Source organism: Klebsiella sp. KPN54798, assembly GCF_021184225.1.
Taxonomy (GTDB): domain Bacteria; phylum Pseudomonadota; class Gammaproteobacteria; order Enterobacterales; family Enterobacteriaceae; genus Klebsiella; species Klebsiella pneumoniae.
Genome location: NZ_CP089234.1, coordinates 5,112,053 through 5,129,004 on the forward strand (window position 1 = coordinate 5,112,053; position 16,952 = coordinate 5,129,004).

At 55.7% G+C, this 16,952-nt stretch carries 7 protein-coding genes, 1 tRNA gene and 3 rRNA genes; 2 read left to right on the forward strand and 9 right to left on the reverse strand.

Annotated features, from left to right (window positions below; all coding sequences use genetic code 11):
- Positions 1 to 86 precede the first annotated feature (86 nt).
- Positions 87 to 3,770, reverse strand: a complete 3,684-nt coding sequence (gene metH / locus LPQ25_RS24540; RefSeq protein WP_004178260.1) for a methionine synthase — start codon at positions 3,768 to 3,770, stop codon at positions 87 to 89.
- A gap of 194 nt (positions 3,771 to 3,964) precedes the next feature.
- On the opposite strand from metH, the gene iclR reads away from it, so the two are divergent.
- Positions 3,965 to 4,795, forward strand: a complete 831-nt coding sequence (gene iclR / locus LPQ25_RS24545) for a glyoxylate bypass operon transcriptional repressor IclR (protein ID WP_002884578.1) — start codon at positions 3,965 to 3,967, stop codon at positions 4,793 to 4,795.
- Between the two features lie 50 nt (positions 4,796 to 4,845).
- On the opposite strand, the gene aceK is transcribed toward iclR, so the two are convergent.
- The 4 genes from aceK to metA form a co-directional block, all read right to left on the reverse strand.
- Complete coding sequence (gene aceK, locus LPQ25_RS24550) at positions 4,846 to 6,630, reverse strand: bifunctional isocitrate dehydrogenase kinase/phosphatase (RefSeq protein ID WP_002884575.1); 1,785 nt, start codon at positions 6,628 to 6,630, stop codon at positions 4,846 to 4,848.
- Between the two features lie 102 nt (positions 6,631 to 6,732).
- A complete protein-coding gene (aceA, locus tag LPQ25_RS24555; RefSeq protein WP_004192658.1) occupies positions 6,733 to 8,037 on the reverse strand; it encodes an isocitrate lyase in 1,305 nt (434 codons plus the stop codon).
- Positions 8,038 to 8,116: 79 nt separating this feature from the next.
- Positions 8,117 to 9,718, reverse strand: coding sequence for a malate synthase A (aceB, locus tag LPQ25_RS24560; RefSeq protein ID WP_002884559.1), 1,602 nt, complete (start codon positions 9,716 to 9,718; stop codon positions 8,117 to 8,119).
- Positions 9,719 to 9,978: 260 nt separating this feature from the next.
- The gene (gene metA, locus LPQ25_RS24565; RefSeq protein ID WP_004146576.1) at positions 9,979 to 10,908 is read right to left on the reverse strand and encodes a homoserine O-acetyltransferase MetA; all 930 of its coding nucleotides are present in this window, start codon (positions 10,906 to 10,908) and stop codon (positions 9,979 to 9,981) included.
- 156 nt (positions 10,909 to 11,064) lie between these two features.
- Between metA and LPQ25_RS24570 the strand changes: the two genes are divergently transcribed.
- Positions 11,065 to 11,526 carry an acetyltransferase gene (locus LPQ25_RS24570; protein ID WP_004178258.1) on the forward strand — a complete coding sequence of 154 codons (462 nt, stop codon included), beginning with the start codon at positions 11,065 to 11,067 and terminating at the stop codon, positions 11,524 to 11,526.
- Positions 11,527 to 11,688: 162 nt separating this feature from the next.
- Here the strand turns inward: LPQ25_RS24570 and rrf are convergent.
- The 4 genes from rrf to LPQ25_RS24590 form a co-directional block, all read right to left on the reverse strand.
- Positions 11,689 to 11,804, reverse strand: a 5S ribosomal RNA gene (gene rrf / locus LPQ25_RS24575).
- A 195-nt stretch (positions 11,805 to 11,999) separates the two neighbouring features.
- Positions 12,000 to 14,896 (reverse strand): 23S ribosomal RNA (locus tag LPQ25_RS24580).
- Positions 14,897 to 15,078: 182 nt separating this feature from the next.
- Positions 15,079 to 15,154: transfer RNA gene (locus LPQ25_RS24585), tRNA-Glu, on the reverse strand.
- Positions 15,155 to 15,239: 85 nt separating this feature from the next.
- Positions 15,240 to 16,776 (reverse strand): 16S ribosomal RNA (locus LPQ25_RS24590).
- The 16S, 23S and 5S rRNA genes sit together here with 1 tRNA gene alongside, the layout of an rRNA operon.
- Between the last annotated feature and the right edge of the window lie 176 nt (positions 16,777 to 16,952).

Consider the following 16,952-nt stretch of genomic DNA (forward strand, 5'->3'; position numbering starts at 1 on the left):
GAACCTATCTCAGTATAAGGGGTTAACCTCAATAAAGAGACAAGGCGCTCACAGAGCGCCTTGTTTGTTGTAAGGAAAGATGACGACTAGTCCGCATCATAGCCCAGATTAGGCGCTAACCAGCGCTCGACCTCCGCCGGCGTCATTCCTTTACGCAGCGCGTAATCTTCGACCTGATCGCGCTGGATCTGCGCCACGGCGAAGTACTTGCTATCCGGATGGCTGAAGTACCAGCCGGAAACCGATGCGCCCGGCCACATGGCGAACGATTCGGTGAGCTTCATGCCGGTATGGGCTTCGACGTCCAGTAGCTGCCAGATGGTCCCCTTTTCGGTGTGCTCCGGACAGGCCGGATATCCCGGCGCCGGTCGGATCCCCTGGTAGTTCTCGCGAATAAGCTCCTCATTGCTGAGGTTCTCATTGGCCGCATATCCCCAGTAAACCTTGCGCACTTTCTCATGCAGATACTCGGCAAAGGCCTCCGCCAGGCGATCGGCGATGGCCTTGATCATGATCTTGTTATAGTCATCATGCTGCGCTTCATAGGCGTCCGCCAGCGCGTCCTCTTCCAGGCCGCCGGTCACGGCGAAGGCGCCGATGTAGTCCGCCTTGCCGCTCAGCTTCGGCGCGACAAAATCGGCGAGGCAGTAGTTGGCGAAGCCAACCTTCTCCGTCTGCTGGCGCAGATGATGGCTCACCGTCAGCACGTGGGTGCGGGTTTCATCGCGATAGATTTCAATATCGTCGCCCACGCGGTTGGCCGGGAACAGACCCACCACGCCGCGCGGGTTCAGGGTTTTCTCTGCGCTCAGCTTATCCAGCAGCTCGTTAGCATCTTTGAACAGGCGCTGCGCCTCTTCCCCTACCACTTCATCTTCCAGAATGCGCGGATATTTACCCGCCAGCGACCAGGTCATGAAGAACGGCGTCCAGTCGATGTAGTTGCGCAGAGTCTCGATACTGGCTTCCACCGTCTGTACTCCCAGACGATGAGCCACCGGCGGCGTGTAGCTCTCCCAGTCAAAGGCCAGATCGTTTTCCCGCGCGGCGGCAAGGGTCACTGGCGGCGTACGCGGTTTTTTACGCCCATGCTGGATACGCACCGTTTCATACTCTTTGCGCGTGCGGGCGACAAACTCGTCGCGCTGCGTGTCCGAGAGCAGCGCAGACACCACGCCGACGGTGCGCGAGGCGTTCTGTACGTAAACGGTCGGGCCGCTGTAGTTCTGCTCGATTTTCACCGCCGTATGCGCTTTCGAGGTGGTCGCGCCGCCTATCAGCAGCGGGATGGTAAAGCCCTGGCGCTCCATCTCTTTCGCCACATTAACCATCTCGTCCAGCGATGGGGTAATCAGCCCGGAAAGACCAATTAGATCCGCGTTTACCTCTTTGGCCGTTTTGAGAATTTTATCCGCCGGGACCATCACGCCAAGATCGATGATTTCGTAGTTATTGCACTGCAGCACCACGCCGACGATGTTTTTGCCAATGTCATGAACGTCGCCTTTTACCGTGGCAATCACCATTTTGCCGTTACTGGAGCCCTGCTCTTTACTGGCTTCAATAAACGGCTCAAGGTAGGCCACCGCCTGTTTCATTACACGGGCGGATTTCACCACCTGCGGCAGGAACATTTTGCCTTCGCCGAACAGATCGCCGACCACGTTCATGCCGTCCATCAGCGGCCCTTCAATGACCTCAATCGGGCGGGCGGCCTGCTGACGCGCTTCTTCGGTGTCCTGTTCGATAAATTCGGTAATGCCCTTAACCAGCGAATATTCGAGGCGTTTTTTCACTTCCCAGGTGCGCCACTCCGCCTGCTGGGCATTCGCGCCGTCGTCCGCTTTGCTGCCGCGATATTTTTCCGCCAGCTCAAGTAACCGTTCGGTACTGTCATCGCGGCGGTTGAGGATCACGTCTTCGACCGCGTCGCGCAGCTCGCCCGGGAGGTCATCATAGATGGCCAGCTGACCGGCGTTGACGATCCCCATGTCCATGCCGTTGCGGATCGCGTAGTAGAGGAATACGGCGTGGATCGCCTCACGTACCGGGTCATTACCGCGGAAGGAGAAGGAGACGTTGGAGACCCCGCCGGAGATTAGCGCATGCGGCAGCTCGCGTTTGATGTCTTCGCAGGCGCCGATAAAGTCCTGTGCGTAGTTGTTATGCTCTTCGATACCGGTGGCGACGGCAAAGATATTGGGGTCGAAGATAATATCTTCCGGCGGGAAGCCGACCTCTTCGGTTAGGATTTTGTAGGCGCGACGGCAAATCTCAATTTTACGTTCGCGGGTGTCGGCCTGACCAACCTCGTCGAAAGCCATCACCACCACCGCGGCGCCGTAGCGGCGAACCAGTTTCGCATGGTGGATAAAGGATTCGACGCCCTCTTTCATCGAAATCGAGTTAACGATGCCTTTGCCCTGAATACATTTCAGGCCCTTTTCAATGACTTCCCACTTGGAGGAGTCAATCATGATCGGCACGCGGGCAATGTCCGGCTCGCCGGCAATCAGGTTAAGGAAACGCACCATCGCCGCTTCCGCGTCGAGCATCCCCTCGTCCATGTTGATATCGATAATCTGCGCGCCGCTTTCCACCTGCTGACGCGCAACGTCCAGCGCTTCGCTGTACTTCTCTTCTTTAATCAGCCGCTTAAATTTCGCCGAGCCGGTGACGTTAGTTCGTTCACCGACGTTAACGAACAGGCTATCGTCGCCGATATTCAACGGCTCCAGGCCGGCGAGGCGGCAGGCCACCGCAATTTCCGGCAACTGACGCGGCGGCAGGCCCGCTACCGCCCGGCTCATGGCGGCGATATGCTCCGGGGTGGTACCGCAGCAGCCGCCAACGATATTGAGGAAACCGGCTTCCGCCCATTCGCGAATTTGCGTCGCCATGGTGTCGGCGTCCAGATCGTATTCGCCGAAAGCGTTGGGCAGGCCGGCGTTCGGGTGCGCGGTGACGTAGCATTCGGCAATGCGCGACAGCTCCTGGACGTACTGCCGCAGCTCGTCCGGCCCGAGGGCGCAGTTCAGACCAAACGATAAGGCTTCGGCGTGACGCAGCGAGTTATAAAAGGCTTCGGTGGTCTGTCCGGAAAGCGTGCGGCCGGAGGCATCGGTAATGGTCCCGGAGATCATCAGCGGCAGGTCAACGCCTAACGCCTCCAGCTCCTCTTTCACCGCATAGATAGCCGCTTTAGCGTTCAGGGTGTCAAATACCGTTTCAATCAGGATCAGATCCACGCCGCCTTCCACCAGCGCCCGGGTGGATTCGCGATAGGCGGCCACCAGCTGGTCAAAGGTAATATTACGGAACGCCGGATCGTTCACATCAGGCGAAATAGAAGCGGTGCGGTTGGTCGGGCCAAGCACGCCCGCGACATAGCGCGGTTTTTCCGGCGTGCGGGCCGTCCAGGCGTCGGCGCTGGCGCGGGCCAGCTTCGCCGCGGCAAAGTTGATCTCGGCCGACAGGGATTCCATCTGGTAATCCGCCATCGCGATGGTCGTCGAGTTAAAGGTGTTGGTCTCAACGATATCCGCGCCGGCCTCGAAATAGGCGTCGTGGATCTCGCGGATCACTTCGGGTTTGCTGAGCACCAGCAGGTCGTTGTTGCCTTTCAGGTCGCACGGCCAGTCAGCAAAGCGCTCACCGCGAAAGTCCTGCTCACTCAGACGATAGCCCTGGATCATGGTGCCCATGCCCCCATCCAGAACCAGAATACGTTCTTTTAACTGCTGATGCAGTTGCTCAACTTTGCTGCTCACACTTGCTCCCGACAACGCTCGACTCAGGCCAAATAGCCAACAAACCATACTGGCATAAACCACCGGAGCGGAAAAGACAACAACGGGCAATATGAGACATGTTCAGCTTCACTCCTCCGATGAGTCCGGTTGTGATTGCATTATTGCCAAATAAAACGAAAATTATTTCCACGATACAGAAAAAGGAGTTCGCGATGGCCACTACCCCCATTCCCGCGAAACGCGGCAGAAAACCCGCGGCTGCCACTGCCCAGCAGGCTGGCGGTCAGGTTCAGTCGCTGACCCGCGGCCTGAAATTACTCGAATGGATTGCCGAGTCCCACAGCAGCGTCGCGCTGACCGAACTGGCGCAGCAGGCGGGTCTGCCCAACTCCACGACTCACCGTCTGCTGACCACCATGCAACAGCTGGGCTTCGTCCGCCAGGTTGGCGAGCTGGGTCACTGGGCCGTCGGGGCGCATGCTTTCGTGGTCGGCAGCAGCTTTCTACAAAGCCGCAATCTGCTGGCCATTGTCCACCCGATCCTGCGCCAGCTGATGGAAGATTCCGGTGAAACGGTGAATCTGGCGGTGCTCGACCAGAGCGACCACCAGGCGATCATTATCGATCAGGTGCAGTGCACCCAGCTGATGCGGATGTCGGCGCCAATCGGCGGTAAACTGCCGATGCACGCTTCCGGCGCCGGGAAGGCGTTTCTCGCGCAACTGAGCGAAGAGCAGGTCACCAGTCTGCTGCATCGTAAAGGGCTGCATGCCTATACGCATGCCACGCTGGTCTCCCCGCTGCATCTGAAGGAAGATTTAGCCCAGACCCGCAAGCGGGGCTACTCTTTCGATGATGAGGAGCACGCGCTCGGCCTGCGCTGCGTCGCCGCCTGCATTTACGATGAACATCGCGAACCGTTCGCGGCAATCTCCATCTCAGGCCCCATCTCGCGTATGACCGATGATCGGGTGACTGAGCTGGGCGCGCTGGTGATCAAGGCGGCGAAGGAAGTGACGCTGGCGTATGGCGGGGTTAAATAAAAAAATGCCCCAGAGGGGCATTTTAAGTAGGCCTGATAAGCGTAGCGCCATCAGGCAGATCGGCGCACCTTGCCGGATGGCGGCGTAAACGCCTTATCCGGTCTACTGTCGGCGCCATAGCGCACGCTAAAACGCTGCTTGCGCCGGTAGGCGTAGACATCTTCCACATGGCCGTTTTTAATCCGCATCTGCAGTGCGCGCCAGTAGTCGGCGCGCAGCAGGTCGGCATGCATCTCTTCAAACAGTGGCCCAATGCGCGGGTCGGCGCACAGCCAGTGGCGGAACTCCTCCGGAAACACATCGCCAGGCGAAACGCTGTACCACGGCTCGCTGGCCAGCTCATCCTCCGGATAGCGCGGCGGCGGGATCTCGCGAAAATTCACTTCCGTCATATAGCAGATTTCATCATAGTCGTAGAACACCACCCGGCCATGGCGGGTGACGCCGAAGTTTTTAAATAACATATCGCCGGGAAAGATGTTGGCGGCGGCCAGCTGGCGGATAGCATTGCCATACTCTTCTACCGCATCACGCAATGCCTGGCCGTTAACCTGCTCCAGCCACAGGTTGAGCGGCACCATTCGCCGTTCAATATAGAGATGGCTGATGACGATGCGGTCGCCGAGATCGGTGAGTTTGTTCCCCGCTTCCGCCTGCAGCAGCGCCAGCAGCGCCGGCGCGATTTGCCGTTTATCCAGCACGAAATTTTCAAACTCCTGGGTGTCCGCCATCCGCCCGACGCGGTCATGCTCCTTTACCAGCTGATAGCAAGCACGCACATGGGCGGCGGTCATCTCTTTCTGCGGCGCGAAGCGGTCCTTGATCACCTTAAACACCCGGTCAAAGCCCGGCAGGGTAAACACCAGCATCACCATCCCGCGAATACCCGGCGCTTCAATAAACTGCTCATCGCAGCGAGTAATGTAGTGTAGATATTCGCGATAGCTTTCGGTTTTGGCGTGCTTCTGACAGCCAATCGCCATGTACAGCTCGGCCGTCGTTTTACCCGGCAAGATCTCGCGCAGCCATTCCACCAGGGCGCCGGGCAACGGCGCATAAACCATAAAATAGGAACGCGCGAAGCCAAAAACGATACTCGCTTCGGCATGGGTTGTGAGGCAGGTGTCAACAAACAGCTCACCCTCTTCGCTGCGGTGGATCGGCAGCAAAAAAGGCAGCGTCGCCATCGGCATGACCAGTTTGCCCACCAGCCAGGCGGCTTTATTGCGGTAGAACAGCTCATTGGCGACCTGCAGATGACAGGTGGCGAGCAGTTCCTCCCCCAGCGCCTCCTGCAGACTGGCAATGATATAGCCGATATCCCGCGCTTTGTTTTGCCACGGTAGCCGCAGCGGCAGATCGGACAGTACTTTACCCAGCAGGTGCGACCAACCGCGTTCCGGAAAGAAATCTTTCGCCAGCGGTCGCGGGAGGGTACGAAAGGGTCGCTCGGGCTGCGAGCTGAAAATAAAGAGCCGCTCGGGGGTCAGCGAGCGGTGGTCAAACAGGCGGCAGTAGACCGAATTGAAAAAGCTCTCAGCAATTTCAAAGCGAGGGTAATCCGGTAAAAGTTGGGTGTACTGCTGTTTCACCCGCAGAAGAAAATCGACGTCGGTGCTTTTCCCTTCGGTGATGCAGCGCAGCTGCTCTACTACCAGGCCCACGTGGTGATCGTAGAGATGGATCCGCTGCTTCATCGCCTGCTGCACGGCGTGCCAGTCAGCCTGTTCAAAGCGCTGCTGCGCGCCGGAAGTGACTTCAAGAAAACGCCCATACTGCGCGTCAAATCCCTGCAATATCGTTTGGGCAATCAGTAATTCCAGACCACGCGTCATCGCTTTCCCCCATCCGGCGCCACGTCATGCCGGATGGCGCGCTCGCTTATCCGGCCTGCGTCCTCTTGCAGGCCCGGTCAGCGTCGCGCCACCGGGCATGGCTTAAAACTGATCTTCTTCGGTCGAGCCGGTCAGCGCCGTTACCGACGAGGTGCCACCCTGGATAATGGTGGTGACCTTGTCGAAGTAGCCGGTGCCCACCTCCTGCTGATGCGAGACGAAGGTGTAGCCTTCCGGCCCGGCGGCGAATTCCGGCTGCTGCACTTTCTCAACATAGTGGCGCATCCCCTCACCCTGAGCGTAGGCATGGGCGAGGTCGAACATGTTGAACCACATGCTGTGGATCCCCGCGAGGGTAATAAACTGGTATTTGTATCCCATGTCCGACAGCTGCTGCTGGAAGCTGGCGATGGTTTTATCATCGAGATTTTTCTTCCAGTTAAACGACGGCGAGCAGTTATAGGCCAGCAGTTTGCCCGGGAAACGCGCATGGATAGCCTCGGCAAAGCGGCGCGCCTGCTCGAGATCCGGTTTCGACGTTTCACACCACACCAGATCCGCATACGGCGCGTAGGCCAGCCCGCGGCTGATCGCCTGCTCGATCCCGGCGTGGGTGCGGAAGAACCCTTCGCTGGTGCGATCCCCGGTAATAAACTCACGATCGTACGGATCGCAGTCTGAGGTAATTAAATCCGCGGCGTCGGCATCGGTGCGGGCGATGACCAGCGTCGGGACCCCCATCACGTCGGCCGCCAGACGCGCCGCCACCAGCTTCTGAATCGCCTCCTGAGTCGGAACCAGCACTTTACCGCCCATATGGCCGCACTTCTTCACCGATGCCAGCTGATCTTCGAAGTGAACAGCCGCTGCACCGGCTTCAATCATCGATTTCATCAGCTCAAAGGCGTTCAGGACGCCGCCAAAACCGGCCTCCGCATCCGCCACGATCGGCAGGAAGTAGTCGATAAAGCGCGGATCGTTCGGTTCAATTCCCGCTGACCACTGGATCTGATCGGCGCGGCGGAAGGTGTTGTTGATCCGATCCACCACCGCCGGTACCGAGTTGGCCGGATACAGCGATTGATCCGGATACATGCTGGACGCCAGGTTAGCATCCGCCGCCACCTGCCAGCCGGAGAGATAAATGGCTTCGATACCCGCCTTCGCCTGCTGCAAGGCCTGGCCGCCGGTCAGCGCGCCGAGACTGTTGACGTACCCTTTTTTCGCCTCCCCGTGCAGCAGACGCCACAGTTTCGCCGCGCCAAGCTGCGCCAGCGTGCATTCCGGATTCACCGAGCCGCGTAACTTCACCACTTCTTCCGCGCTGTAGGGACGGGTAATGCCTTCCCAGCGCGGGTTCGTCCATTCTTTGTTTAATTCTTCGATTTGTTGGGTACGGGTTTTCATGTGCAGATGCTCCATATAATTTCCTGGCTCCCCAGGCTCATAGGTGAAGGACTAAATGGCGAACCACACCATCTGGCGATTAGGCCAGCAGGCGGTAGCCCGGCAATGTCAGAAAATCAATTAGCTCGTCGGAGGTGGTGATCTGCTCCATCAGTCGCGCCGCATCGTCAAAGCGGCCGTGGCTGAAGCGGTGCTCTCCCAGCTCCTCCTGAATCACCATCAGCTCTTCCGCCAGCCACTGGCGGAACAGCGCCTTAGTGACTGGGGTACCGTCGTTCAGGGTTTTCTGATGATGGATCCACTGCCAGATAGAGGTGCGCGAGATCTCGGCCGTTGCGGCGTCTTCCATCAGGCCATAAATCGGTACGCAGCCGTTGCCGGAGATCCACGCTTCGATGTACTGCACCGCCACGCGAATGTTGGCGCGCATTCCGGCTTCCGTGCGTTCGCCCTCGCAGGGAGCCAGCAGTTGTTCAGCGGTAATTGGCGCATCCTCGCTCCGGGTGACCGAGAGCTGATTCGGCTTATCGCCCAGCACGCGGTCAAACACCGCCATGGCGGTATCCGCCAGGCCCGGGTGGGCGATCCAGGTCCCATCGTGACCGTTGTTGGCCTCCAGCTCTTTATCGGCGGTGACTTTACTCAGCACCTGGCGGTTACGTTCGGTATCTTTGCTCGGGATAAACGCCGCCATACCGCCCATCGCAAACGCGCCGCGTTTATGGCAGGTCTTAATCAACAACCGTGAGTAGGCGCTGAGGAAGGGTTTATCCATCGTCACCACCTGCCGGTCCGGCAGTACGCGATCCGGATGGTTTTTCAGCGTCTTGATGTAGCTGAAGATGTAATCCCAGCGGCCGCAGTTCAGGCCAACAATATGGTCGCGCAGCGCATGCAGGATCTCATCCATCTGGAACACCGCTGGCAGCGTCTCAATCAGCAGCGTGGCTTTGATGGTGCCCCGCGGCAGGTCAAAGCGATCTTCCGTAAAACTGAAGACATCGTTCCACCATGCCGCCTCCTGCCAGGCCTGTGTTTTTGGCAGATAGAAGTAGGGACCACTTCCTTTCGCCAGCAGCGCCTGGTAGTTATGAAAGAAATAGAGCGCAAAATCGAACAGGCTGCCGGGGATGGCCTCATTACGCCAGGTCACATGCTTTTCCGGCAGATGCAGGCCGCGCACACGGCATACCAGCACAGCGGGATTGGGCTGCAACTGATAGATTTTGCCGGCCTCGTTGGTGTAGCTGATGGTCCCGTTCACGGCATCGCGCAGGTTGATTTGACCATCAATGACTTTGCGCCAGTCAGGCGCCAGCGAATCCTCAAAGTCCGCCATAAAGACTTTGACGTTGGCATTCAGCGCGTTAATGACCATCTTGCGCTCGACGGGGCCGGTGATTTCAACACGGCGATCCTGCAAATCAGCCGGGATACCGCGAATAGTCCAGTCGCCATTTCTAATGGAAGCAGTTTCCGAAATAAAATCCGGAAGCTGCCCGTCGTCAATAGCCTGCTGTTGCTGCAAACGCGCGGCCAGCAGCTTATTGCGCGCCGGCGTAAAGCGGCTCACCAGTTCCGTCAGAAATTCTACCGCCTCAGGCGTTAAGATCTGCTTCTCCTGCTCGCCATAGGGCTGACTAAAGGCCAGTTCATCGGTGATTGTCGCCTGCTGCGTCATTGTGCTGCTCCTCTTGGTTGATCCGCTGGAAGCGAGCGAAAGATCGTTGTGCAGTTTTCGCTCAGCACAATTAAGACTACTCAATTAATTTCCAAAATCAAAAACAATTTCCATTTTAATTTTAATTTATCATTAACACATTGATAACAATGAAATTAAAGTTATCCTCGCGTATGAAGTGAATTTCGGAAATAAAAAAGGCACCCGAAGGTGCCAGAGGCAAAATGCTGAAACGCTTTAGGATCGTCTCACGTAGTGTATTATTCCAGCGTCGGATTCATATGACGCAGATCGTATGGCGTAATCTGGTAGACGTAATAGTTAAGCCAGTTAGCGAACAGCAGATTGCCGTGGCTGCGCCAGGTGGCGCGCGGTTTGTTCTGCGGGTCGTTTTGTGGGAAATAGTTATGAGGTATCTCAGGGTTCAAACCGGCTTCCACATCGCGGAAATATTCACTTGCCAGGGTATTGGCATCGTACTCCGGGTGGCCAGTGACAAAGGCGATGCGCTTATCTTTGCTGGCGAACAAATACGCATCGCCCTCTTCCGTCTCCGCGAGGATCTCAAGATCGGTATAGTCGCGAATAAGTCCGGCCGGAAAATCAGCATAGCGTGAGTGCGGGGCCAGGAAAGAGTCGTCGAAACCGCGGGTCAGTAAGGCGTGCGGATGAAGAATATGGTGTTCATAGACGCCGGAAATCTTTTCGGCGCGGGTCTGCTTGGGAATGCCGTACAGAATGTTCAGCGCGGCCTGAACCGCCCAACAGACGAACAGCGTCGAAGTGACGTGATCCTTGGCCCACTCCAGCACCTGTTTGATCTGCGGCCAGTAAGCAACATCGTTAAACTCAACCAGGCCTAAAGGAGCGCCGGTAACAATCAGGCCGTCAAAGTTCTGATCGCAGATCTCATCGAAATTACAGTAAAAGTTATTCAGATGCTCCGCAGGGGTATTACGCGACTCGCGCGCATCGATACGTAATAACTGGATATCCACCTGCAGCGGAGAGTTTGATAGCAGACGCAGGAACTGATTTTCCGTCTCGATTTTCTTCGGCATCAGGTTGAGGATTAACACCTTCAGGGGGCGAATTTCCTGAGTCGTTGCACGTGTTGTCGTCATTACGAAGACGTTTTCATTGCGCAAGAAATTGACGGCTGGCAGCTCGTCCTGCACCCGAATTGGCATAACTGTATTACCTCATAGCATACGTATAAACGTTTAGACATCCAGATAGCTGAAGATAACCAGGAATCGGGTGAATGTCGAGTCTGCATGTTCACGGTGAGAAAATTTCACGGCGCTTGTTGAGTTAGAATATAAGAATGTAGAAAAGGAGAAAGTATGGTTATTAACATCCGCCGTTCCCGGCCTGATGAAGGGGATAAACTGACTGCGATCTGGTGTCGGTCGGTCGACGCCACGCATGATTTTCTGACAAAAGCGTATCGAAAGGAGCTGGAGGAGATGGTACGCGCATTTTTACCGGAGGCTCCGCTGTGGGTGGCGGTTAATACGGAAGACCAGCCGATCGCCTTTATGCTGCTGACCGGAGATCATATGGATGCGCTGTTCGTCGATCCGGATGTCCGCGGCTGTGGCGTGGGGAAGTTGCTGATTGAGCATGCGCTGTCGTTAACGCCGAAGCTGACGACCAATGTAAATGAGCAGAATGAACAAGCGGTCGGGTTTTATCAGAAGATGGGTTTTAGGGTGACAGGGCGCTCTGAAACGGACGATCTGGGGCAACCGTATCCGTTATTGAATTTGATGTATGAGCAGCAGGCTGAAGCAGACTACGATTGACGTCGGTAACTTTGCGGCATTGATGTCCCCTCGGCCAGCAGGTGGCCGAGGATCCGTAGCCCCGGTAAGCGCAGCGCCACCGGGGAGACATACCGGCACGCTGGCCGGACGACAGAAACGCAAAAAGCCCATCCGGCAGGATGGGCTCTTCACTTGTTTGATGCCTGGCAGTTCCCTACTCTCACATGGGGAGACCCCACACTACCATCGGCGCTACGGCGTTTCACTTCTGAGTTCGGCATGGGGTCAGGTGGGACCACCGCGCTAGTGCCGCCAGGCAAATTCTTTGTGCTCAGTACGCAATTCTTTATCGCATCAGCTGCGTTGCCTGCGCTCGTAAAGTCAGTCACATACTTTAGTATGCTCCTTCCTTTCCGTCGCTTGTCGCCTTGCTGCTGCGCAAATTATTGCGTACTCAACTCTGAATCTAAGCTGAAAATTCTCTCAATCCGCCAAAACATCTTCGGCGTTGTAAGGTTAAGCCTCACGGTTCATTAGTACCGGTTAGCTCAACGCATCGCTGCGCTTACACACCCGGCCTATCAACGTCATCGTCTTTAACGTTCCTTCAGGAGACTTAAAGTCTCAGGGAGAACTCATCTCGGGGCAAGTTTCGTGCTTAGATGCTTTCAGCACTTATCTCTTCCGCATTTAGCTACCGGGCAGTGCCATTGGCATGACAACCCGAACACCAGTGATGCGTCCACTCCGGTCCTCTCGTACTAGGAGCAGCCCCCTCAATTCTCCAGCGCCCACGGCAGATAGGGACCGAACTGTCTCACGACGTTCTAAACCCAGCTCGCGTACCACTTTAAATGGCGAACAGCCATACCCTTGGGACCTACTTCAGCCCCAGGATGTGATGAGCCGACATCGAGGTGCCAAACACCGCCGTCGATATGAACTCTTGGGCGGTATCAGCCTGTTATCCCCGGAGTACCTTTTATCCGTTGAGCGATGGCCCTTCCATTCAGAACCACCGGATCACTATGACCTGCTTTCGCACCTGCTCGCGCCGTCACGCTCGCAGTCAAGCTAGCTTATGCCATTGCACTAACCTCCTGATGTCCGACCAGGATTAGCTAACCTTCGTGCTCCTCCGTTACGCTTTGGGAGGAGACCGCCCCAGTCAAACTACCCACCAGACACTGTCCGCAACCCCGGTAAGGGGCCAACGTTAGAACATCAAACATTAAAGGGTGGTATTTCAAGGTTGGCTCCACGCAGACTGGCGTCCACGCTTCAAAGCCTCCCACCTATCCTACACATCAAGGCTCAATGTTCAGTGTCAAGCTATAGTAAAGGTTCACGGGGTCTTTCCGTCTTGCCGCGGGTACACTGCATCTTCACAGCGAGTTCAATTTCACTGAGTCTCGGGTGGAGACAGCCTGGCCATCATTACGCCATTCGTGCAGGTCGGAACTTACCCGACAAGGAATTTCGCTACCTTAGGACCGTTATAGTTACGGCCGCCGTTTACCGGGGCTTCGATCAAGAGCTTCTCCTTACGGATAACCCCATCAATTAACCTTCCGGCACCGGGCAGGCGTCACACCGTATACGTCCACTTTCGTGTTTGCACAGTGCTGTGTTTTTAATAAACAGTTGCAGCCAGCTGGTATCTTCGACTGGTCTCAGCTCCATCCGCAGGGACTTCACCTACACACCAGCGTGCCTTCTCCCGAAGTTACGGCACCATTTTGCCTAGTTCCTTCACCCGAGTTCTCTCAAGCGCCTTGGTATTCTCTACCTGACCACCTGTGTCGGTTTGGGGTACGATTTGATGTTACCTGATGCTTAGAGGCTTTTCCTGGAAGCAGGGCATTTGTTACTTCAGCACCGTAGTGCCTCGTCATCACACCTCAGCCTTGATTATCCGGATTTGCCTGGATAACCAGCCTACATGCTTAAACCGGGACAACCGTCGCCCGGCTAACATAGCCTTCTCCGTCCCCCTTCGCAGTAACACCAAGTACAGGAATATTAACCTGTTTCCCATCGACTACGCCTTTCGGCCTCGCCTTAGGGGTCGACTCACCCTGCCCCGATTAACGTTGGACAGGAACCCTTGGTCTTCCGGCGAGCGGGCTTTTCACCCGCTTTATCGTTACTTATGTCAGCATTCGCACTTCTGATACCTCCAGCAACCCTCACAGGTCACCTTCGCAGGCTTACAGAACGCTCCCCTACCCAACAACACATAGTGTCGCTGCCGCAGCTTCGGTGCATGGTTTAGCCCCGTTACATCTTCCGCGCAGGCCGACTCGACCAGTGAGCTATTACGCTTTCTTTAAATGATGGCTGCTTCTAAGCCAACATCCTGGCTGTCTGTGCCTTCCCACATCGTTTCCCACTTAACCATGACTTTGGGACCTTAGCTGGCGGTCTGGGTTGTTTCCCTCTTCACGACGGACGTTAGCACCCGCCGTGTGTCTCCCGTGATAACATTCTTCGGTATTCGTAGTTTGCATCGGGTTGGTAAGTCGGGATGACCCCCTAGCCGAAACAGTGCTCTACCCCGAAGATGAATTCACGAGGCGCTACCTAAATAGCTTTCGGGGAGAACCAGCTATCTCCCGGTTTGATTGGCCTTTCACCCCCAGCCACAAGTCATCCGCTAATTTTTCAACATTAGTCGGTTCGGTCCTCCAGTTAGTGTTACCCAACCTTCAACCTGCCCATGGCTAGATCACCGGGTTTCGGGTCTATACCCTGCAACTTAACGCCCAGTTAAGACTCGGTTTCCCTGCGGCTCCCCTATACGGTTAACCTTGCTACAGAATATAAGTCGCTGACCCATTATACAAAAGGTACGCAGTCACACCCGAAGGTGCTCCCACTGCTTGTACGTACACGGTTTCAGGTTCTTTTTCACTCCCCTCGCCGGGGTTCTTTTCGCCTTTCCCTCACGGTACTGGTTCACTATCGGTCAGTCAGGAGTATTTAGCCTTGGAGGATGGTCCCCCATATTCAGACAGGATACCACGTGTCCCGCCCTACTCTTCGAGTTCACAGCCTGTGCATTTTGGTGTACGGGACTATCACCCTGTACCGTCGGACTTTCCAGACCGTTCCACTAACACACAAGCTGATTCAGACTCTGGGCTGCTCCCCGTTCGCTCGCCGCTACTGGGGAATCTCGGTTGATTTCTTTTCCTCGGGGTACTTAGATGTTTCAGTTCCCCCGGTTCGCCTCGTTAACCTATGTATTCAGTTAACGATAGTGCAACGAATTGCACTGGGTTTCCCCATTCGGACATCGCCGGTTATAACGGTTCATATCACCTTACCGACGCTTTTCGCAGATTAGCACGTCCTTCATCGCCTCTGACTGCCAGGGCATCCACCGTGTACGCTTAGTCGCTTAACCTCACAACCCGAAGATGTTTCACTTCTGATTGCGAAAATTTGAGAGACTCGAACACACATTAACTGTGTGTCGTTTCAATTTTCAGCTTGATCCAGATTTTTAAAGAGCAAATATCTCAAACATCACCCGAAGATGAGTTTTGAGATAGTTCGGCACGCGTCTTTCACTCACGAACCAGCAAGTGGCGTCCCCTAGGGGATTCGAACCCCTGTTACCGCCGTGAAAGGGCGGTGTCCTGGGCCTCTAGACGAAGGGGACACTGAAGTCTCAATCGCAAGACGCCTTGCTTCTTTACGTTCATCAGACAATCTGTGTGAGCACTACAAAGGCAGGTTCTTTAAGGTAAGGAGGTGATCCAACCGCAGGTTCCCCTACGGTTACCTTGTTACGACTTCACCCCAGTCATGAATCACAAAGTGGTAAGCGCCCTCCCGAAGGTTAAGCTACCTACTTCTTTTGCAACCCACTCCCATGGTGTGACGGGCGGTGTGTACAAGGCCCGGGAACGTATTCACCGTAGCATTCTGATCTACGATTACTAGCGATTCCGACTTCATGGAGTCGAGTTGCAGACTCCAATCCGGACTACGACATACTTTATGAGGTCCGCTTGCTCTCGCGAGGTCGCTTCTCTTTGTATATGCCATTGTAGCACGTGTGTAGCCCTGGTCGTAAGGGCCATGATGACTTGACGTCATCCCCACCTTCCTCCAGTTTATCACTGGCAGTCTCCTTTGAGTTCCCGGCCGAACCGCTGGCAACAAAGGATAAGGGTTGCGCTCGTTGCGGGACTTAACCCAACATTTCACAACACGAGCTGACGACAGCCATGCAGCACCTGTCTCACAGTTCCCGAAGGCACCAATCCATCTCTGGAAAGTTCTGTGGATGTCAAGACCAGGTAAGGTTCTTCGCGTTGCATCGAATTAAACCACATGCTCCACCGCTTGTGCGGGCCCCGTCAATTCATTTGAGTTTTAACCTTGCGGCCGTACTCCCCAGGCGGTCGATTTAACGCGTTAGCTCCGGAAGCCACGCCTCAAGGGCACAACCTCCAAATCGACATCGTTTACGGCGTGGACTACCAGGGTATCTAATCCTGTTTGCTCCCCACGCTTTCGCACCTGAGCGTCAGTCTTTGTCCAGGGGGCCGCCTTCGCCACCGGTATTCCTCCAGATCTCTACGCATTTCACCGCTACACCTGGAATTCTACCCCCTCTACAAGACTCTAGCCTGCCAGTTTCGAATGCAGTTCCCAGGTTGAGCCCGGGGATTTCACATCCGACTTGACAGACCGCCTGCGTGCGCTTTACGCCCAGTAATTCCGATTAACGCTTGCACCCTCCGTATTACCGCGGCTGCTGGCACGGAGTTAGCCGGTGCTTCTTCTGCGGGTAACGTCAATCGACAAGGTTATTAACCTCACCGCCTTCCTCCCGCTGAAAGTGCTTTACAACCCGAAGGCCTTCTTCACACACGCGGCATGGCTGCATCAGGCTTGCGCCCATTGTGCAATATTCCCCACTGCTGCCTCCCGTAGGAGTCTGGACCGTGTCTCAGTTCCAGTGTGGCTGGTCATCCTCTCAGACCAGCTAGGGATCGTCGCCTAGGTGAGCCGTTACCCCACCTACTAGCTAATCCCATCTGGGCACATCTGATGGCATGAGGCCCGAAGGTCCCCCACTTTGGTCTTGCGACGTTATGCGGTATTAGCTACCGTTTCCAGTAGTTATCCCCCTCCATCAGGCAGTTTCCCAGACATTACTCACCCGTCCGCCGCTCGTCACCCGAGAGCAAGCTCTCTGTGCTACCGCTCGACTTGCATGTGTTAGGCCTGCCGCCAGCGTTCAATCTGAGCCATGATCAAACTCTTCAATTTAAGTTTGATGCTCAAAGAATTAAACTTCGTAATGAATTACGTGTTCACTCTTGAGACTTGGTATTCATTTTTCGTCCGAGGACGTTAAGAATCCATGTCACTTTGAGTGCCCACACAGATTGTCTGATAAATTGTTAAAGAGCAGTTGCGACGCGCTTTAGCGCTCTGTCGCGAGG